Below are 20,245 nucleotides of genomic sequence, written 5' to 3' on the forward strand. Positions count from 1 at the left end.
CCCGTCAGGCATGGTTTTTTTGCGAAATAAATGCGGGGTCCGTTTGAATTTTATTAATGGGTATAATTTGCCTGTCGGAGTTTATCTGCAGAAGCAGCCACGGCACCTGTTCGGCAGGTAAGGGACGGGAGAAAAGATAACCCTGCAGGTAGTCACAGCCGAGACGGGTGAGAACCTCCTGCTGCTCTTGCGTTTCAATCCCTTCAGCCACCACGTTCATCTCCATGGTTCGGGCGATACTCATGATGGTTTCAACCAGCTTGTAGCTTTTTTCATTTTCCAGCATCGACGTCACAAAGCTTTTGTCGATCTTGAGCTCTTTTGCCGGCAGCACGCTCAGCATCAGCAGGTTCGAGTAGCCCGTACCGAAATCATCAATCGAGACGGTGATCCCCGCATGATTAAACGCGTTGAGTAACTCAATGCTGCGGTCGAGATTTTTCAGCGCGGTGCTTTCCGTAACCTCAAGGATCAGCCTGGACGGGGACAAGCTATATTTTTCCAGCATCGACGATACGATATGGAAAATGTCCGGCTGTTCGAACTGGACGGGGGATAAGTTGAGCGACAGCGTCCACTGGCTAAACCCTTGTTCAGTCCAGAAATGCAGCTGTCGACATGCCGCTTCAATGGCCCAGTTGCCCACCGGAATAATTAAGCCGGTTTGTTCCAGCGAGGGGATAAACAGGCCCGGCAGAACAACGCCTTGCTCAGGGTGCCGCCAGCGCAGCAGGGCTTCAAAACCATGGATAGTCTTCTCTTGCGCATACCAGGTTGGCTGGTACCAGAGTTCAAACTGATCGCGCTCAAGCGCCTGAGAGAGTTCCTGCAGAAAACCGGGTTTTGCCGGGATTGCTGTCGACATCTCGGATCGGTAGTGCGCCCAGCCGTTCCGGCCGTCGTCTTTGACGTGATGCAGGGCTGCATCCGCCTTGAGCTTTAGCTCATGCTGCGTTTCGCCATCCTGAGGATAGAGGCTGACGCCCGCACTGATTGTCGTGCTTAGCGTATGACCACAGATCGAAAGAGGACGTCGCACATCCTCGAGCAACGACGCGAGCAGGGCGTTGAGTTTGTCGTCGTCACATTCCGGTACCAGCAGGATAAAGGCGTCACCTCCCAGCCTTGCCAGGGTCATCTCACGCGTGAGACGGGAAGTGATGCGCTGTGCAACGGTGATCAATAACTCATCGCCGACGCTGTGACCCCAGGTATCGTTGACGCGTTTGAAATGATCGACGTTCAGGAAAATGACGGCAAATTGCCTGTTACTCAGCAACGCGCTACGCAGGCAGTCCTGCATGCGGATGTCCATCTGATGGCGATTCGCGAGTCCGGTGAGCGCATCAAAGCGCGCCTGCAGCTCAAGCTGCCGATTGAGCTGCCGCAGATTGTCCGTCAGCCGGCCGGTACGCCGGTGAGAGTCGACAAGGGAAATAATTAACATCACGCCAAGCAGGCAGAGCGTGGTGACAGAAACCCAGATGGATAACCCGAGCTCGCCGATCCCACCGGGAAGGGTATGCGACATTTCCGGGTAATGCGCGGCACTCATGCCGGTATAGTGCATCGCACAAATGGCGGCGGCCATGACCAGGGCCGCGAGAAGGCGCTCGATAAAAACCCCTTTGTCTCGCAGGCGGAAAGCCAGCCACAGCGCAGTGCCGGAAGCCACCACGGCAATGACCACGGACAACCCCACAATACGGCGATCCCAGATGATGCTGCCATCCAGCATCAGGGCCGCCATACCGATATAGTGCATGGATACCACGCCTGCGCTCAGGATTGCGGTGGCAACGATGGGGCGAAAGAGAGACCGTTTTTTTCCCGCGACGGCAATATCAAGGGCCGTGGTCGACGCAATAACCGCGACGCCCAGCGATGCAAGGGTTAACCAGAGGTCATAGCGCATCATCATGGGCATTTGCATCGATAGCATGCCGATAAAGTGCATCGACCAAATGCCGATGCCGAGCGAGATGCCGCCGGCCATACGCCAGAACAGGGCAGCCTTTCGGCTGGAAAGGGGGATCTTTCCGGCACTGTCCAGCGCCACAAAGGAGGCGATAAACGCCACCAGATAAGAGACAGCGATTAACACAGGGTCCCACGATATATTGAGCATTATGCAATCCCACGCCTGAGAGGGTTACCGATTTCGCCTGCCGGGCACATCTTTATCTGGCAACGAACATGCGCATTCAAACAATATTAGTTTTTTATCGTGTAAAATGACCAGTCATATTAATACTCTAAAACGTATTAAGAATATAAAATATATTCTCATTGTTAACGTATTAAGCATTGCTAAACAAGAGCGAATAAAAGTAGCAAAGCTCCTTAAATATAACGGCGATTGTATCAGTGCGCCGCAGCGGATGGTATCGCTTAACGTGGCGGCAGACCAGTATCACAGCACGCTGCGAAGAACATTTTCACTAATACGCTCTTTTTATCTGACTTAAGCTAAATCCCAGGTTGCTAACGGCGAAAAAACAATCCCGTGAAGTTTGCGAGGAAAAACGTCTGAGCCAATGCTATAAGTCTAGATGCCGACCAAAATATAAAACGTGGGTATCATCATGCTAAGAAATATTAGTGTCAGGACCTTTATTATCGGGTTCCTTTTATCGCTATTTTTGGTAAACGCAGGTGTCGTTGTTCTAATTTCCAGCAAGTCCTCTCTCTTTATTTCCCTTAACGTTATCAATTTCGTTGCGCTATTTTTGCTTTGGGTCTACATGACCCGCTATCTTGTGACGCCGATCAATACGGTAAAGAGAAGTATTGAAGAGGTGACAGCAGGCAACCTTGGGGTTTCTATCCCGGAGTTTGGCAATAACTGCGCGGGTCGACTTATTCCCGGGATCAATAGCCTTTCCGGCAACATTGCGACGCTGGTGCGCGAGATCAGGGCGTCGTCGCAAACCGCCATGACCTTATCGGATCAGCTCTCGGCCCGTAGCGCTCAACTCTCGGTGAAAACCGAACAGCAGTCTGCGTCTTTAGTGCAAACTGCAGCCAGCATGGAGCAAATGGCGGCTAGCACCAAAAACAATGCTGATAACACCCGCCTGGCGAGCGAACAGGCGAATGTGGCGACGCTGCAGGCGCGCAAGGGCGGGGAGCTTATGGGGCAGGTCGCCAACAATATGCAGTCCATTACCGAATGCGCCCAGCAGATGACGGAGATTATTTCATTGATTGACGGCATTGCGTTCCAGACCAATATTCTGGCGCTCAACGCGGCCGTTGAGGCGGCAAGGGCAGGCGACCACGGAAAAGGCTTTTCTGTCGTTGCGGAAGAGGTCAGAAACCTGGCACACCGCAGCGCAGAGGCCGCGAAGAATATCAAAGCGCTGATTGAAGTCACTAGCAGTAACGTCACACAGGGTGCGACCGTGGTGTCACAGGCAGAGAAGAATATGCATGAAATCGTGACGGGGTCGGGGAACGTCAGCCGCTTGATGGATGAAATTTCCGCGTCGACCTCTGAGCAGGAGAAAGGCATTTCCCAGATCACGCTGGCGCTTTCGGAGCTGGAGAGGGTCACGCAAAGCAACGTGGCGATGGCGGAGGAACTCAACGGCTCCTCTGATGTCCTGCGCAATCAGGTGATTGAGCTGCAGGCTCGCACGCGTAATTTCAGACTTGATCAGGGATCGTTGTCCTCATTACCTGGCGGCTCGCCATCCTTCCTCCCGCGGCCAGAGCACTCTCTCTGACAAAACCGCAACTCTCTCGCCGTATTTCTTGCCGGGTGGCGCTGCGCTTACCCGGCCTACACTCTGCCACAATATCAATACATTACAGCCTTCACTGTAGGCCCGTGCAAGCGTAGCGCCGCCGGGTGAAACGCATGGCATGTACATTTCATGAACGATTTCAGCGCGATGGGATACATAGTTGTTGCTTAACCCCTGATGAAAGCTAGACTGACACCGAAAGAGCTAAAAGGCGGAGGAGCTGTGGAAAGCATTAAAGGATCTGAACTAAACGTTCCAGACGCAGTTTTTGCGTGGGTGCTGGACGGTCGCGGCGGTGCCCGGCCGCTGGAAGACAATGATGTGATCGACAGTGCGCATCCCTGCTGGCTGCATCTGAACTACACCCACCCGGACAGCGCTGACTGGCTGGCGTCGACCCCGCTCTTGCCTAACAACGTGCGCGATGCGCTGGCCGGTGAAAGCCTGCGCCCCCGCGTGAGCCGAATGGGGGACGGGACGCTGATCACCTTGCGCTGTATTAACGGCAGCACGGATGAACGTCCGGATCAGCTGGTTGCGATGCGGGTCTATATGGACGATGGGCTGATTGTCTCCACCCGACAGCGTAAGGTTCTGGCGCTGGATGACATCGTCAACGATCTGAAAGAGGGCACCGGGCCGATCGACTGCGGCAGTTGGCTGGTGGACGTCTGTGACGCGCTTACCGATCACGCCAGTGAGTTTATTGAAGAACTGCACGACAAAATCATCGACCTGGAAGATAACCTGCTCGATCAGCAGATCCCGCCGCGCGGTTTTCTGGCCTTATTGCGCAAGCAGCTGATTGTTATGCGCCGCTACATGACGCCGCAGCGCGACGTATATGCGCGGCTGGCCAGCGAAAGGCTCGCCTGGATGAACGACGACCATCGGCGCAGAATGCAGGATATTGCCGACAGGCTGGGCCGCGGGCTGGATGAAATTGATTCCTGTATTGCCAGAACGGCGGTGATGGCGGACGAAATCGCGCAGGTGATGCAGGAGTCGCTGGCGCGAAGAACCTATACGATGTCCCTGATGGCGATGGTGTTTTTACCCAGCACGTTTCTGACCGGGCTGTTTGGCGTCAATCTGGGGGGAATTCCCGGGGGCGCTTATCGCTACGGCTTTACGGCCTTTTGCGTGATGTTAGTTGTTTTGATTGGGGGTGTTGCATGGTGGTTGCATCGTAGTAAATGGCTGTAAATTTACGCTTTTTTCGTCTTTTTCCGGGATTAAAACGCTCTTTTAATTGAGCGAAGTCAATAAACATCTACCCCGTAAGGTGCAATATTACTCCCGCAGGTGAATGCAACGTCAAGCGATGGGCGTTGCGCTCCATATTGTCTTACTTCCTTTTTTGAATTACTGCATAGCACAATTGATTCGTACGACGCCGACTTCATAGTCGGCTTTTTTTTGCCTCCTGATTCTCAGCGTCTACCCTAAAAGGGACGACAGCAAATTCTGGAGGGAATGATGAGCATCCTTAACGCTCTGCTACTGCCACAATCGCGTCAGTCCGATCCTATCCCCAGCGATCCGGTACCCATGCCCGATCCCATCCCGCGTCCGCAGCCGATGCCGGACCCGCCGCCCGATGAAGAACCGATTAAATTGTCGCATCGAACCGCGAGATCTGCGAGGATACGCGCCATCTGACTGCAAAGATCACCACGAGAGACTACAGTGACCGCTTTTTCTACCCTGAATGTTCTGCCCGCCGCCCAACTCGATAATCTCAACGAGTTGGGATACCTCACGATGACGCCTGTTCAGGCGGCCGCCTTACCTGCCATTCTCGAGGGCCGTGACGTGCGCGTGCAGGCGAAAACGGGCAGTGGAAAAACGGCGGCATTTGGCCTTGGCCTGTTGCAGCATATCGATGCGGCGCTTTTTCAGACCCAGTCTCTGGTGCTGTGTCCGACCCGCGAACTGGCAGACCAGGTCGCGGGTGAACTGCGTCGCCTGGCGCGTTTCCTGCCCAATACCAAGATCTTAACCCTCTGCGGCGGGCAGCCGTTCGGCGCCCAGCGTGATTCACTCCAGCATGCCCCGCACATTATCGTCGCGACGCCTGGCCGTCTTCTCGATCATCTGCAGAAGGGCACCGTCTCGCTGGATGCGCTACAAACGCTGGTCATGGATGAGGCCGATCGCATGCTGGACATGGGTTTCAGCGATGCCATTGACGAGGTGATCCGTTTTGCACCGGCCGATCGCCAGACGCTGCTGTTCTCCGCAACCTGGCCTGAAGCCATTGCCGCCATCAGCGGCCGCGTGCAGAAAAATCCCCTTACCATTGAAATTGACAGCGTAGATGCGCTGCCCGCGATCGAACAGCAGTTCTTTGAAACCTCGCAGCAGGGGAAGATACCGCTCCTGCAGAAATTGCTGAGCCAGCATCAGCCTGCCTCCTGCGTGGTGTTCTGTAATACCAGAAAAGACTGTCAGTCTGTTTGTGATGCCCTGAATGCCGCCGGGCAGAGCGCGCTGTCGCTGCATGGCGATCTGGAACAGCGCGATCGCGATCAGACGCTGGTCCGTTTCGCGAATGGCAGCGCCCGCGTGCTGGTTGCGACCGACGTTGCTGCGCGCGGTCTGGATATTAAATCGCTTGAGCTGGTGGTGAACTTTGAGCTGGCGTGGGATCCGGAAGTACACGTGCACCGTATTGGCCGTACCGCGCGCGCAGGAAACAGCGGTCTGGCGATCAGCTTCTGCGCACCTGAAGAGGCGCAGCGCGCCAATATTCTCTCTGAAATGCTGCAGATTAAGCTGAACTGGATGAATCCCCCAGCCGGCGTCAGCCTTGTGCCGCTGGAGGCCGAAATGGCGACCCTGTGCATTGATGGCGGTAAAAAAGCCAAGATGCGTCCTGGTGATGTACTCGGTGCACTGACCGGGGATGTGGGGCTGGACGGGGCGGATATCGGTAAGATTGCTGTCCATCCGGCGCATGTCTATGTGGCGGTTCGCCAGGCGGTTGCCCATAAGGCATGGAAGCAGCTGCAAAACGGGAAAATTAAGGGTAAAACCTGCCGCGTACGCCTGCTGAAATAAAGCATGAAGCGTCTCAGAAGGTGTTTCTGAGACGCTAACCGCTTACTTCACTTCAAGCACGTTCAGACGCAACTCTTCAAACTGATTGTCATCGTCTTCCGGCTGCCAGCCTGCTGGCTGCATCGGGATCTCTTCCCGGTCAAACGCCAGATCGCCGCCATTCACCACGTCTGAGTCATGGTTGATGCCTTTAAAGTCGAACAGTTCCACATCCGCGAGATGGGAAGGGACGACGTTCTGCATGGCGCTGAACATGGTTTCGATACGACCCGGATAGCGCTTATCCCAGTCGCGCAGCATGTCGCCAATCACCTGACGCTGCAGGTTCGGCTGAGAGCCGCAGAGGTTACATGGAATGATCGGGAACCCTTTCGCCTGAGAGAAACGCTCAATGTCTTTTTCACGGCAGTAGGCAAGCGGGCGGATCACAATATGTTTACCGTCATCACTCATCAGCTTAGGTGGCATACCTTTCATCTTGCCGCCGTAGAACATATTGAGGAACAGCGTTTGCAGGATATCGTCGCGGTGATGGCCCAGGGCAATTTTGGTCGCGCCCAGCTCCGTCGCGGTACGATAAAGAATGCCGCGGCGCAGACGAGAGCACAGAGAGCAGGTGGTTTTCCCTTCCGGGATCTTCTCTTTCACAATACCGTAGGTATTTTCTTCGACGATTTTGTACTCAACGCCCAGCTTCTCGAGGTATTCCGGCAGAATGTGTTCCGGGAAACCCGGCTGTTTCTGGTCAAGGTTGACCGCCACCAGGGAAAATTTCACCGGCGCACTTTGCTGAAGATTACGCAGGATCTCCAGCATGGTGTAGCTGTCTTTACCCCCTGACAGGCAAACCATAATGCGGTCGCCTTCTTCAATCATGTTGAAGTCTGCAATGGCTTCGCCCACGTTACGGCGCAGTCGCTTTTGCAGTTTGTTCAGGTTGTATTGCTCTTTTTTGTTAATCTCTTGATTCTCTTGCATTGAGTACTACCTTCGGAGCCAGCAGGGGCAAAAATTGTATGCCGCGTATGGTACGGATTCCGGCGGCGAATGCCAGCACGTTTTACTGCTGCGTGAAATCTGGCGCCGATACGTGATAAAGGGTAGCTAAGTAACAGATACACCTCTGCCACTTTATCTCCGCTTACAGCACCTCAACCAATTCAAATTCTTCTGCGACCAGTTCCATATCTTCAGAAAAATGGCCTTCGCGGAAGAAAAATCGCTGATGCTCTGTCTGCCAGTATTCAAGGCTTAAATCACCTTCACCCTCTTTACGAGCGAATTCCTCATTAACATCGCAAAAACGCACCAGTCGCATGGAAACCAGCCGGATCACACAGACCGGGACATTCTGACCATCAAGGATTATGTTGTAGCTTCCTATCCGTGGAGCAGACACATCCTGCGAGTACGAGGCAAAAGATCCGCAGGTGGCCGTTTTGAGCCCTTTTTTAATCAGGTCCGCTAGTTCGTTCGCCAGTGCCGGGCTGTCACCCATTTGCCAGGCCTGTGCGCCCGGGTATTTCATTTTTAATTCCTCAACCGTCACCATTCAACTTCCCTCATAGCTTTTATCAAAAGAAACATACCAGCGGTTTTAGCATAAACATCGTCGATACCAGAAGCGTACTCTGCTTTCCTGACACCTTTTTTCACTGGTGGTGTGCATGAAAACACGGCGTTGCGCTTATTGCCCGAGTAAATATATCCTTGTGGGGTTATCTGTGTGGTGAATCTATGGCCGGTAGCCAGCCGAGTGATGTTGTATAACAAAGAAAAGTCACCGGGATAGAACCGACACCACGCTTTTTCTGTAACTTTTATCCCATTGGAAGGGGTTAACGTGTTCAAGCTTAATTCATCGCTACTGGTGGCGTTGCTACTGTCAGGCTGTAGCTCCGATCTGGTTCTCAGCCCACCTCAGCAACCTGAATACAAGTCGATGCCTGATATAACGCAGTCTGTGACGCCATCACAACAACGTGCAATCATGGCAGGCGAGCGGCCTGACTGGTCAGAAAGAACGCCGGTCAAGACAATAAAGCAGTACTAATAAGCACGTATCAACCAGGGCTGCCGTTCGGCGGCCTTTTTATTTCCCCATTTTAGAAGGTGCAAAGATGGAGGCTGGTTTGCGGGAAAATTTCTGACGCATGACATGGTATTTCTTTCTTTATCAACCATGCTTAAGACGAAGACAATTCAATCACTTCAGCATCACCGAAGCGGCAACGTCACTCGAGTCGAGAATCCTGAATGCGCCATGCACCTATCTCCTTAGCTGCAGCCACGGCAATTTTTATGCTGGGCGTTTTTATCATCAATTTACAGGTTTGGTATTCTGCACGGGCTGACAGCCTTGCAGGAGCGCACTATGTCGTGCGAAACATGAACGTCATTCTTAAAGAAGCTCGTCATGCGACCCTGATAGCAATGCAGCTTGCTGAGAATGAGTGTGATGCTGAAGGGCAGTATCGGCTCGGTACTGAAGCGGCATTACAACCCCATCTGAGAACGATCGTTATTCTGAAACAAGATGCGGTCTGGTGCTCCTCTTTACCGGGAAATCGCGTGTTGCTGGTTAACGGCTCAGCGCTGCCTCAGGCATCATTGCTACTTGTTCCATCGAAAAGTACGGTCAACGGCCTGCCGGTTCTCTTATACCAGACAAACCATGCCGGAAGCCGAATCATGGTGAGCATCAGCGACAGCCATATCCGGGATGCGCTGAATATGCCATTACGTGGCGTGGCGTATTCACTGCAAGTCGGCAATCGTCGTTTAGGCCAATCCGGCGATGTGTTGACGGCACCCCATGCAAACAAAGATGTACTGACGGTAAAAGACGCTGATTATCCCTTCGCGATTCAATTTAACGCTCCGCCTCTTTTTAGCCTGACGAGATTATTCGACCAGGCCGGTGGGGTGCTGTTATTTCTGCTGCTCATTTCCTCTCTTCCTGCTTATCTTCTGCAACGCTATCTCTCTAAGGATATATCGCCTGAAGATTCACTGCGCACTGCCATCTACAGAAATGAAATTATTCCCTATTACCAACCCGTCGTGAGCGGAAAAGAGGGCACCTTGCGCGGTGTCGAGGTGCTGGCCAGATGGAAGCATCCGCAATCCGGGTTTATTTCTCCCGCGTCGTTTATTCCGCTTGCTGAAAAATCAGGGTTAATTATTCCATTAACCCAAAGCTTAATGCGTCAGGTTGCAATGCAGATGAATTCAATTTCTTCGCTGCTGCCGGAAGGATTCCATGTAGGAATTAACTTCAGTGCGTCTCATATCGTGGCCTCTACCTTTTTTGAAGAGTGCCTGAATTACAAGCGCAGCTTTGTGCAACAGGATCTTAACCTTGTCGTTGAGGTGACCGAGCGCGAGCCCCTCCACGTAGATGAACATCTCGTTAAGACCCTGAATGAGCTGCATAACAATGGATTTGCAATCGCGCTGGATGATTTTGGAACGGGCTATTCTGGCCTGTCCTACCTGCAGGACCTGCACATTGATTACATCAAAATCGACCAAAGCTTTGTTGCCAGAGTGAATGCCAATGAGGATTCCACCCTGATCCTGGATTCGGTACTGGAACTGGCAAAAAAACTGTCAATCCGTATTGTGGCGGAAGGGGTTGAAACCCAGCAACAGCTTGATTATCTCATCCGCAATAACATCACGTTTTTACAGGGCTACTTCTTCTACAAACCTGTTCCTTTTAAGGAGTTGATAAAAATCCTTTTGTCGAAGCCAAAGGTTAAAGTGAGGGTGGGGTGACGTTTTCCCCGGAATTGCGATAAAGAAAAAAAGGGGGGCATCATCCCCCAAATAAAATGCAGACCGTTATTGTTTTAACTACGGTGCTATTTTGTTATCTGAGTGCTTTGTGGTCAATTTAATTGTTTTCAACCTTTGCTGTAGAGATTACATACTAAAAAAAAGAATGAAGAGTCTAAGGTAAAATTTTAAAGTTGATCCTGGTCAATATTACCGCCTTCACGGCTGAATAATAGATGCAATCATGTTTAACTTGTTAAGCAACTGCTCTGGCGGTGGGTTTTGGACGTTAGGCGTTTCCGTATAATTTTTTAAGAAAAAAATGCTGACTGCGAAATGACGATGCAGTCATGCTTACATATTAACCTGGCTTGAAGATGCGTCAGCAAGATAGGGTATAATGCGGCTTCGTAATTGCTAAACAACCCGGTGGTTGGTGCTATGACCCTCAATCGCTTTTTTTATTTACTCCTGATCTTTGCTGCAATCGGCAGCCTTTTTGCCTCTAACCCTTTGGCTATGTGGTTTCTGCTGATCAATGTGCTGACGATGGCTATGTATGGCGCCGATAAACGGGCAGCGCGTAAGGGTATGCGCAGGGTACCGGAAGCCACGCTGCTGGTATTTGGCGTAACCGGCGGCTGGCCTGGCGCGATTGTGGGCCAGCAGCTCTTTCGCCATAAAACACAAAAGCAGCCCTTTAAAACCTACTTTTTCTTAAGCATTGTCGTTAGCATTGCCGTGATGGCGGCGGTTTACCATTTCTCGCCTGTTTCTTCTTTATGAGCGTATTGACATCAAGTTAACTTGAGCTTTTAAGATGTCAGCACCACGTTGATAAAGGAGTAACATCTTAAAATGAAAGACATTGATGTAGGTTTCACTCATGTCGCGTTTATGGTCAGGGACCTGGAAAAGAGTATTGCCTTTTATCGTCGCTATGCCGGTATGGAGGTCATTCATTTACGTGAACCCGACATGCCTGATGCAAGAAAAGTCGCATGGCTTAGCGACCATACCCGTCCTTTTGCACTGGTTCTGGTACAGGCCGATACCGTGACCGATACGCCGCTGGGCAGTTTCGGGCATCTGGGAATTGCCTGTGCGACCCGCGAAGAAATTGACAGAAAAACCGCGATGGCCACCGCTGAAGGTGTGCTAAGGAAAGCGCCTGAGAATGTAGGCGATCCCGTCGGATACTATGTCTTTTTTGCCGATCCCGATGGAAATACGTTAGAGCTGTCATTCGGACAGCGCGTCGGTCTGGAAGCGATCCGAACGGCCAGTCGGAATAAATAAAGCGAAGATACGTTAGCAACAGGAAACAGACCGCGTCGCGCGTCGTTAATTGATCCTCCATCACTGCCAATAGTAGTAGGACTATTCTTAAGTTGTTGCTGTTTTTTGCACAATCTGAATAATACGTGCAACACCACGGACGATAACATCCCATGAAAATAGTCTCTATTACGCTGGCAGTGCTGGCGCTTTTTTCTGCGCCTGCCTGGTCCGCTTTTCAGGAGCGGGAATATAATACCTGGTATATGAAAAATGCGGTGCTTTATGATATGACGCAGACCTCGGAAGGTTATCCCGTCATGGTGAGCGTATCCCAGCCTGGGAGGAAATCCGCTAATTTGCTGGTGTCATATATTACGGAAGGGCGCTGTGGTGAGAATAAGCTGCCACTCAATGTGAATGGTAAAGTGCTTCCCTCCAAATATCATTGTGTTCAGATAGGGAAAAACAGAATTGAACATTTTTCAGTTGTGGATGCGGACAGCGTCAATGGCATTGTGACGCATTTAAAATCTGATTTCACTATTCTCCTGCAAAACGATATCAAAATTTGGGCGGCAAATATCAAAACGCCAAAATACGGGCTGGCACCGAGATTCTAACGATGAAATGTCTGTCTCACGACAGGTATTATTTCTATCATGGTAATCATTTATGAAAGAATAGTGTCATGGTGTTATTAATCAAAATATGGAGTAAGTGGCCCTGTTTTTTTACGTATTGAAATGGACTGTATGCTAAACGGTACGAAACCGCACAAATAATCCTTACTGACATTATGGATAAAGCTCGCTACCAGACTTACGCTTGCTAACGGCGTTTTAGTTGTTCAGCACATCTTTATTGGTAAGGAGCAGAAAATGTCACATCCTAATAGTCTGGATTTGCTAAGCCGTAAAGAAGGAATGTGTTTGTTAGAGCAAAGCATGGGTTTTGTCTGGCAGGCAGCACTTCGGGCTGTCGCAGTATTAGGCGTTGCAGATCGTCTGGTTGAAGGAAAAAAATCCGTTACGCAACTGGCGGAGGAGCTGAATGTCGATGGCGACTATCTTCATCGGATCATGCGCGTATTATCCTCTCGTGGAGTGTTCAACGAACTGTCCGAAGCTGAATACAGCCTTAGCCATTCAGCACAGTTCCTGTGTTCTGAGCATGAATTTTCATTGCGTGCGGCGGTGCTCATGCTGACAGACCCAACATTCTGGCAGCCAGCGGCTAAAATGGATGAGATATTGCAAGGCAAACCTGTTTTTAATGATTTGTTTGGCAAGCCTTTTTACGACTACTGGCAGCATGATGACACGATGACTGACAGCAACATTTTTCATGCGGGTATGGCCTCTATGTCATCCGTAGAGAATGAAGTCATCGCCGATAGCTATTCGTTTCCTCAAAATGCTATCGTTGCCGATATTGCCGGTGGGCTGGGTAATTTATTGCTGGCTGTTTTACGCCGAAATCCGACCTTAACAGGGATCCTGTTCGATCAAAAAGACGTGCTTGAGCGGAATCGACTGTACCTGTTAAATGACAATCGTCGATGGAAGGCAGTTGAGGGTGACTTTTTTGAAGCCTGTCCTGTAGCGGATATTTACCTGCTTAAATATATTTTGATGGACTGGCCTGATGAGAAAGCGGTTCAGATACTTCAATCGTGTAGAAATGCAATGAAAGAAAATTCCCGATTATTAATTTTTGAACCACTTATAAAAAAAGAAAATAATGAGCAGGGACGATTTGAAATTGACCTTCTTCTTTTAACAAGCTTTGATGGAGGGCGGGCAAGAACGGAGTCTGAGTATCAGACCTTGTTTGAAAAGACCAGTCTGAAGCTAAACAGTATAATAGACACTCGTTCGTATCTGTCGATTTTAGAAGTCGTACCTGTCTGAACTACGTAAATTATATTCACAAAGCGAGTGTCCTCATTCCGTTTTACCGGATTCCTGCTACGCTTGTCTGTTGTATCAGGAGCATGAGCATGATGAACAAAGACGAACAAACAGGTTTAGTGGGGCTGGCGATTGGGGCCGCCGTCATTGGGCTGGTTTCAGCGCAGAAACCGATCCATCGCAACAGTATTGTCGATGAACTGGTCAGGCTCGGCAGGCAAAAAGGCGATGGTGTAGAAGACGAGGTTTTCGTCAAGGCCGCCGAGCTGGTGAGAAAAGGGGTATAGCCTATGGCTGAATGTCGTAATGCGCAGTGCCATTGCGGTGCGGTGGCCTTTACCGTTGCGCTCACAGATGGCCTGAATACCGCGCGGCGCTGCAGCTGTTCCTTTTGTCGCATGCGGGGCGCGGTCGTCGTCTCTGCGCCGCTGTCAGGGATTACCGTGACCAAAGGTGAGGATAAGCTCACGGAGTACCGCTTTAACACGGGGACGGCACGGCACTTCTTCTGCTCGGTGTGCGGGATCTACACGTTCCATCAGCGGCGTTCCAATCCAAACGAATACGGCGTGAACGTTGCCTGCTTTGAAAACGTCTCACCGTTCGATTTCCCTGAAGTGACGGTGATGGATGGGGTTAACCATCCCGCGGATGGAGACAGCGGGGTGTTTGGCTACCTCTCTTTTCGCAAGAAAGGGACAGTTGAGGCGTAATTGCCGCCTGGCCACTCTGTAATCAGCCTGGTTATAGTGGAGGGTGGTTATCTGAAACAGGAGAAACTATGCTCTGTGTTGAAAAAGACGATCCGCGTGAGGCCCCTGAATCAGGCGATAAAAAGCCTCAACCCGTGAAAAAATAACGCGAACTGCGCGTTTACCCGCCACCGGCACTGCTGGTGGCTTTTTATTTCCGCGGGAGCAATATTAACCACCATCGAGGTGGTTCAACACCGCGCCAAGATGTCCGACAATATCAGCAAAATCAAAAATTAATGCCATCCAGATAAGCGCTAAAAGAGTAAGTACGGCAACGGATACACGACCAAACAACGCTGTTATCCCTGGTGATGAAAAGGTTATCGTCTGAGTTTAACCAGCTTTCCCTCAACTTCCCCTCAACCACACGATTCCAGAACCTGTTTTTTGTGACGAGCTTCAAAAAAGGGGGTGAGCCCGCATCATCATGCGGGCTCTGGCAATCAGAACTGGTAAACCAGGCCCAGTGCCACGACATCATCCGTGCCGATGCCGTTGTTTTTGTAGAAGCTGTCATCTTCATCCAGCAGGTTGATTTTGTAATCAACGTAGGTGGACATGTTTTTGTTGAAGTAGTAGGTCGCGCCGATGTCAGCGTATTTAACCAGATCCTGGTCGCCCTGGCCGTTGCCGAGGTCCTTACCTTTAGACTGCAGGTAGGAAAGAGACGGACGCAGGCCGAAGTCGAACTGGTACTGTGCGGTCACTTCGAAGTTCTGGGTTTTGTTGGCCACGGCGTCGGTATTATCACCGTAAGGCGTCATATTGCGGGTTTCAGAGTACATGGCTGCCAGATAGATGTTATTGGCGTCATATTTCAGGCCCGCAGTCCATGCATCCGCTTTATCGCCGCCCGCAGTGGTATTCATCACCTGCTCGTTGGTACGGTCAGAAGAGGTATAGGCTACACCTGCGGTAATCCCCATGCCGAAGTCATAGGTGGTAGAGATACCGAAGCCGTCACCGTTCTCGTGACGCGTGTCGCGACCGTTGTTGGTGCCTTCCTGATTGTTGCTGGCATCTTCATTCTTGCCCTGATACTGCAGCGCAAAGTTCAGACCCTGCACCAAACCATAGAAGTCGGTGTTACGGTAGGTGGCCACGCCGTTGGCACGGCCGGTCATGAAGTTGTCGGCTTTGGTGTAGGAGTCCCCGCCGAACTCAGGCAGCATATCGGTCCAGCCTTCCACGTCGTACAGAACACCGTAGTTACGACCGTAATCGAAGGAGCCATAATCACCCACTTTGATACCGGCGAAGGCCAGACGTGTCCAGGACTGGTTATCAGACCCTTCGGTGTTATTAGCCTGAATGTTGTATTCCCACTGCGCGTAGCCGGTCATCATGTCGTTGATCTGGGTTTCGCCTTTGAAGCCCAGACGCATGTAGGTTTGATCCCCGTCAGCGCCTTTATCGTCGGAGAAATAGTGCAGACCATCTACTTTTCCGTACAGATCTAATTTGTTGCCGTCTTTATTATAAATCTCTGCTGCATGAGTTGCGCCAGCCATTAACAGAGCCGGAATCATCAGGGCCAGTACTTTTCTTTGCATTATGATATTCCTTTGCGGTTGTTTTTATTTAATTACCTGTTGAACTTCCTGAATGAGAAAGTTGTCTCATGCTAAATCACTCCTGAGTAAGAGTAATAAATTATAATTGTTACGAACTAAGTAAAATCTAAACCGAATAAATCAACGGTAATAGTCATTGGTTTGATGAATGTCTTAATGCAAAGTATATAAAATTAAAATTATTAATCAGGCGTTAAGTAAGCTATTCTTGGCGGTGTTATATGCCTTTAAGATTATTTATCCATAATTCGCGTGAATATTATTTAGGAAACTAAATAGATATTTAATGATTATCTGGATTCGCCCGGTGTGAATACACCGGGTTTTTTTATGGCAAAAAAAAGCCCGGACACGCCGGGCTGAGAAACTAGTCGCTGGTCGATTTTTCGGCTTTACCCGCCAGCTGCGCCAGGAAGTCATACCGTTTTTGCAGATCGGCCGCGGCGTCTTTCCATAGCTGTTCGGCCACTTCCGGTTGCTGCGCGTTAAGGCGACGGAAGCGCTGTTCCTGCATTAACGTCTCGGCCAGGGCATCTGACGGTGGACGAGAGTCCAGCGCCAGCGGTAACTTACCTTCGTCCGCACGGCGCGGGTCGAACCGGTACAGCGGCCAGAAGCCAGTCGCGGTCAGCTGTCGCATTTGATCGTGGCTGAGTGCCAGGTCGTAGCCATGCTCTTCACACGGGCTGTAGGCAATGATCAGCGACGGGCCTGGATACGCTTCCGCTTCCTGAATAGCCTTCACCGTCTGGTTAAGCTGTGCACCGAGCGAGATTTGTGCGACGTAAACGTGACCGTACATCATCATGCTCACGCCGAGATCTTTACGTGCCTTGCGTTTGCCGTGTTCACCGAATTTCGTGACTGCGCCAAGCGGCGTCGCTTTCGACGCCTGGCCACCGGTATTGGAATAACACTGCGTATCCAGAACCAGGATATTGACGTTTTCGGTCAGACTCAACACGTGATCCAGTCCACCGAAGCCGATATCGTAAGCCCAGCCGTCACCGCCAATCAGCCAGATTGATTTTTCAACCAGCGCGTCCGCGTCGGTCAGCAGCTGTTCAGCGCCCGCCACGCCCTGAAGCGCCTGACGTAGCTCAGCAACCTGCTCACGACGTACCTCTGGCGTCGCGTCCGCGTGAAGCGCGTCATTGAGCCCGACGGGGATATGCCCGGCAAACTGTTCCAGCAGGCGCATCACGCGTGCGCGGTGCTGGTCAACGGTCAGGCGGAAGCCCAGGCCAAATTCGGCGTTGTCCTCGAACAGCGAGTTTGCCCACGCGGGACCGCGACCGTTGGCGTCAGTGGTGTACGGCGTGGAGGGCAGGTTACCGCCATAAATAGACGAACAGCCGGTAGCGTTGGCAATCAGCATCCTGTCGCCGTACAGCTGGGTAAGCAGCTTGATATACGGCGTTTCACCGCAGCCTGAGCAGGCGCCGGAGTATTCAAACAGCGGCGTGATCAGCTGTGAAGTGCGAATATCAATGCGTTCCAGTTTGCTGCGATCGATTTCCGGCAGATTCAGGAAGAAGTCATAATTAACCTTCTCCTCTTCAACATGCTCCAGACGCGACATCATATTGATGGCTTTGATCTCCGGGTTCTGCCTGTCTTTCGCCGGACAGACCTCGACGCACAGATTACAGCCGGTGCAATCTTCCGGTGCGACCTGCAGAACGTATTTCTGTCCGCGCATATCGCGTGATTTCACATCCAGCGAATGCAGGCTGGCCGGCGCGGCCTCCATCTCTTCCGGTGACACCACTTTGGCGCGAATGGCAGAGTGCGGGCAGGCCGCCACGCAGTGGTTGCACTGGGTACACAGCTCTTCCTTCCAGATGGGGATCGCTTCGGCGATGTTTCGTTTTTCCCAGCGGGTGGTGCCCATCGGCCAGGTGCCATCTGGCGGCAACGCAGAGACGGGCAGGGCATCACCCAGCCCGGCCAGCATCGCCGCCGTCACGGTCTTCACGAACTCAGGCGCCGCATCGGACACGACCGGAGGGCGGTTCGGGCTTGCGGCATTGACCGGCTGCAGCGGGACTTCAAACAGCGACTCGCGCGCCAGCGCCAGCGCCTGCCAGTTACGTTCGACCAGCTCCTGGCCCTTGCTGCTATAACTTTTGGCAATCGCGCCCTGCAGTTCCGCCAGCGCGCTGTCGCCCGGCAGGATATTTGTCAGATGGAAGAAGGCCATCTGCATAACGGTATTGATACGCGCGGCAAGGCCACATTCGCGGGCAATTTTCGCCGCGTTCACTACAAAGAAACGGGCTTTTTTCTGGTTTAGCACCGCCTGCACTTCCTGCGGCAGGCGCGACCAGACCTCATCTGCGCTGTATGGCGTATTCAGGAGGAAAATACCGCCAGGCTTCAGGCGCTCGGCCATCTGGTATTTATCGATAAACTGCAGCTGGTGACAGCCAACAAAATCAGCCTGAGAAATAAGATACGCAGAGCGGATGGGCTGTTCGCTCACCCGCAGATGGGAAACAGTCAGACCGCCGGCTTTCTTGGAGTCATAGACGAAGTACCCCTGGGCGTACCACGGCGTGGAGTTCCCGATGATTTTGATGTTGTTTTTGGTCGCAGAGACGCTGCCGTCACTGCCCAGACCATAGAACAGCGCCTCGAGTTTGGCGGTTGAAGGCAGGGTGTTTTCCGGCAACGACAGGGACAGATTGGTCACATCATCATAAATGCCGACGGTAAAGCGCGGCTTGGGCTTCGCTTCGCTGAGCTCGTTGAATACCGCCAGCACGCAGTCCGGTCCGAACTCTTTGGAGGACAAACCATACCGCCCGCCGATAACGCGCGGCAGCGTTTCACGTTCGCCATGATTAAAGGCTTCGGCCAGGGCCGTCATCACATCCAGATACAGTGGTTCCGCCTGCGCCCCCGGCTCTTTGGTGCGATCGAGTACCGCAACGGTACGCGCGCTCTCCGGCAGAGCAGAGAGGAGATGTTTCGCCGAGAACGGCCGATAGAGACGCACTTTAAGCACGCCAACCTTTTCGCCACGCGTCAGCAGCTCGTCAACAACTTCCTCGCAGGTGCCAATGGCAGAGCCCATCAACACAATGACCCGTTCCGCCTGCGGATGGCCGTAATACTCAAAGGGTTTGTATTCCCGACCGGTCGCGGCGGCAAAGTCATTCATCGCCTGTTCAACATGGTCGTAAACCGCGTTGTACCACGGGTTCGTGGCCTCACGGGACTGGAAATAGGTATCCGGGTTCGCCGACGTGCCGCGAATCACCGGGTGTTCCGGATTCAGGGCGCGGGCGCGATGCGCGTCGATATCCGCCTGCGGGAGGAGATTCAGGATTGTCTCGTCAGCCAGCGGGACGATTTTGTTAATTTCGTGAGAGGTGCGGAAACCATCAAAGAAATGAATAAACGGCACCCGGCTTTTGAGCGTGGCGATATGCGAGATTAAAGCAAAGTCCTGGGCTTCCTGAACGCTGCTGGCGCACAGCATCGCGCAGCCGGTCTGGCGTACGGCCATCACGTCTGAGTGATCGCCAAAGATAGAGAGCGCGTGGGTGGCAACGGTCCGCGCAGCAACGTGCAGAACGAAGGGGGTCAGTTGCCCGGCGAGTTTGTACAGCGTCGGGATCATTAACAACAATCCCTGAGAAGAGGTGAACGACGTGGAAAGCGCGCCGGTCTGAAGCGCGCCGTGCACCGTGGCAATCGCACCGGCTTCAGACTGCATTTCAACTACTCTCGGGACATCGCCCCAGACGTTTTTTAACCCGTTACCCGCCCAGGCGTCTGCCTGCTCAGCCATGGTAGAACTTGGCGTAATCGGGTAGATGGCGATAACTTCACTGGTGCGAAACGCGACTGAGGCAACTGCACCATTACCGTCAATAGTTTGCATAGGACAACACCCTTACATTGCGCAAAAAATAGGGGTCTGTATTACGACGACAAACCCTGAATATTATCTGTGTATTCTAGCAAAAGGGGGATTTTACGATTTTCGCTTTTGTGTCCTCGGTATTCTCGCCATCAATGAGTAGATCAAACTTTTGGCGAAAAAATTGCGAGAAATTGTTTCTGGAGCGCATAAATACGCACTTCCGCTCTCGACGACACGGGATGGGATGCCTATTATGCAT

18 protein-coding genes and 1 pseudogene are annotated in these 20,245 nt (G+C 51.9%); 12 read left to right on the forward strand and 7 right to left on the reverse strand.

What is annotated here, in order from left to right; genetic code table 11:
• Window positions 1–4 precede the first annotated feature (4 nt).
• Window positions 5–2,128, reverse strand: a complete 2,124-nt coding sequence (locus ACMGGE_RS04515; RefSeq protein WP_420293408.1) for a putative bifunctional diguanylate cyclase/phosphodiesterase — start codon at window positions 2,126–2,128, stop codon at window positions 5–7.
• A gap of 457 nt (window positions 2,129–2,585) precedes the next feature.
• On the opposite strand from ACMGGE_RS04515, the gene ACMGGE_RS04520 reads away from it, so the two are divergent.
• The 4 genes from ACMGGE_RS04520 (at window position 2,586) to dbpA (ending at window position 6,812) form a co-directional block, all read left to right on the forward strand.
• On the forward strand, window positions 2,586–3,728 hold the full coding sequence (locus ACMGGE_RS04520) for a methyl-accepting chemotaxis protein (protein ID WP_069719081.1): 1,143 nt from the start codon (window positions 2,586–2,588) through the stop codon (window positions 3,726–3,728).
• 243 nt (window positions 3,729–3,971) lie between these two features.
• Window positions 3,972–4,955 (forward strand): zinc transporter ZntB, encoded by a 984-nt coding sequence (gene zntB, locus ACMGGE_RS04525; protein WP_023292275.1) that lies wholly within the window; start codon window positions 3,972–3,974, stop codon window positions 4,953–4,955.
• A 291-nt stretch (window positions 4,956–5,246) separates the two neighbouring features.
• On the forward strand, window positions 5,247–5,411 hold the full coding sequence (locus ACMGGE_RS04530; RefSeq protein WP_304665500.1) for a hypothetical protein: 165 nt from the start codon (window positions 5,247–5,249) through the stop codon (window positions 5,409–5,411).
• 27 nt (window positions 5,412–5,438) lie between these two features.
• Window positions 5,439–6,812, forward strand: coding sequence for an ATP-dependent RNA helicase DbpA (dbpA, locus tag ACMGGE_RS04535; protein WP_262796312.1), 1,374 nt, complete (start codon window positions 5,439–5,441; stop codon window positions 6,810–6,812).
• A 42-nt stretch (window positions 6,813–6,854) separates the two neighbouring features.
• Here the strand turns inward: dbpA and ttcA are convergent, their stop codons facing one another.
• The 4 genes and pseudogenes from ttcA to ACMGGE_RS04555 form a co-directional block, all read right to left on the reverse strand.
• Window positions 6,855–7,790 carry a tRNA 2-thiocytidine(32) synthetase TtcA gene (ttcA, locus tag ACMGGE_RS04540; protein WP_048029802.1) on the reverse strand — a complete coding sequence of 312 codons (936 nt, stop codon included), beginning with the start codon at window positions 7,788–7,790 and terminating at the stop codon, window positions 6,855–6,857.
• Between the two features lie 35 nt (window positions 7,791–7,825).
• Window positions 7,826–7,915: pseudogene (locus ACMGGE_RS04545) on the reverse strand (hypothetical protein); the annotation flags it as partial.
• A gap of 38 nt (window positions 7,916–7,953) precedes the next feature.
• Window positions 7,954–8,364 carry an ASCH domain-containing protein gene (locus ACMGGE_RS04550; protein WP_045908849.1) on the reverse strand — a complete coding sequence of 137 codons (411 nt, stop codon included), beginning with the start codon at window positions 8,362–8,364 and terminating at the stop codon, window positions 7,954–7,956.
• Entirely contained in the window at window positions 8,358–8,663 is a 306-nt protein-coding gene (locus ACMGGE_RS04555; protein ID WP_420293409.1) for a hypothetical protein, read from the reverse strand. Before ACMGGE_RS04555 ends, ACMGGE_RS04550 begins: the two co-directional genes overlap by 7 nt.
• Before the next feature lie 405 nt (window positions 8,664–9,068).
• On the opposite strand from ACMGGE_RS04555, the gene ACMGGE_RS04560 reads away from it, so the two are divergent.
• From ACMGGE_RS04560 to ACMGGE_RS04595, 8 genes are all read left to right on the forward strand, one after another.
• The gene (locus ACMGGE_RS04560; protein WP_420293410.1) at window positions 9,069–10,592 is read left to right on the forward strand and encodes an EAL domain-containing protein; all 1,524 of its coding nucleotides are present in this window, start codon (window positions 9,069–9,071) and stop codon (window positions 10,590–10,592) included.
• 441 nt (window positions 10,593–11,033) lie between these two features.
• A complete protein-coding gene (locus ACMGGE_RS04565) occupies window positions 11,034–11,378 on the forward strand; it encodes a DUF1294 domain-containing protein (RefSeq protein WP_252073226.1) in 345 nt (114 codons plus the stop codon).
• Between the two features lie 72 nt (window positions 11,379–11,450).
• A complete protein-coding gene (locus tag ACMGGE_RS04570) occupies window positions 11,451–11,891 on the forward strand; it encodes a VOC family protein (RefSeq protein WP_045908846.1) in 441 nt (146 codons plus the stop codon).
• A 152-nt stretch (window positions 11,892–12,043) separates the two neighbouring features.
• Entirely contained in the window at window positions 12,044–12,493 is a 450-nt protein-coding gene (locus tag ACMGGE_RS04575) for a hypothetical protein (protein ID WP_045908845.1), read from the forward strand.
• Window positions 12,494–12,751: 258 nt separating this feature from the next.
• Window positions 12,752–13,783, forward strand: a complete 1,032-nt coding sequence (locus tag ACMGGE_RS04580) for a methyltransferase (RefSeq protein ID WP_126533795.1) — start codon at window positions 12,752–12,754, stop codon at window positions 13,781–13,783.
• Window positions 13,784–13,872: 89 nt separating this feature from the next.
• On the forward strand, window positions 13,873–14,070 hold the full coding sequence (locus tag ACMGGE_RS04585) for a hypothetical protein (RefSeq protein ID WP_023616678.1): 198 nt from the start codon (window positions 13,873–13,875) through the stop codon (window positions 14,068–14,070).
• Window positions 14,071–14,073: 3 nt separating this feature from the next.
• A complete protein-coding gene (locus ACMGGE_RS04590) occupies window positions 14,074–14,496 on the forward strand; it encodes a GFA family protein (protein ID WP_048223456.1) in 423 nt (140 codons plus the stop codon).
• 68 nt (window positions 14,497–14,564) lie between these two features.
• Entirely contained in the window at window positions 14,565–14,642 is a 78-nt protein-coding gene (locus tag ACMGGE_RS04595) for a hypothetical protein (protein ID WP_223239581.1), read from the forward strand.
• A 339-nt stretch (window positions 14,643–14,981) separates the two neighbouring features.
• Here ACMGGE_RS04595 and ompC read toward each other — a convergent pair whose 3' ends face one another.
• Both ompC and nifJ read right to left on the reverse strand, forming a co-directional pair.
• Window positions 14,982–16,091 carry a porin OmpC gene (gene ompC, locus ACMGGE_RS04600; protein ID WP_420293411.1) on the reverse strand — a complete coding sequence of 370 codons (1,110 nt, stop codon included), beginning with the start codon at window positions 16,089–16,091 and terminating at the stop codon, window positions 14,982–14,984.
• A gap of 388 nt (window positions 16,092–16,479) precedes the next feature.
• Window positions 16,480–20,004, reverse strand: a complete 3,525-nt coding sequence (nifJ, locus tag ACMGGE_RS04605) for a pyruvate:ferredoxin (flavodoxin) oxidoreductase (protein WP_420293412.1) — start codon at window positions 20,002–20,004, stop codon at window positions 16,480–16,482.
• Window positions 20,005–20,245 lie beyond the last annotated feature (241 nt).

This window comes from Enterobacter sp. BNK-22 (assembly GCF_048684805.1).
Taxonomy (GTDB): Bacteria; Pseudomonadota; Gammaproteobacteria; order Enterobacterales; family Enterobacteriaceae; genus Enterobacter; species Enterobacter quasiroggenkampii.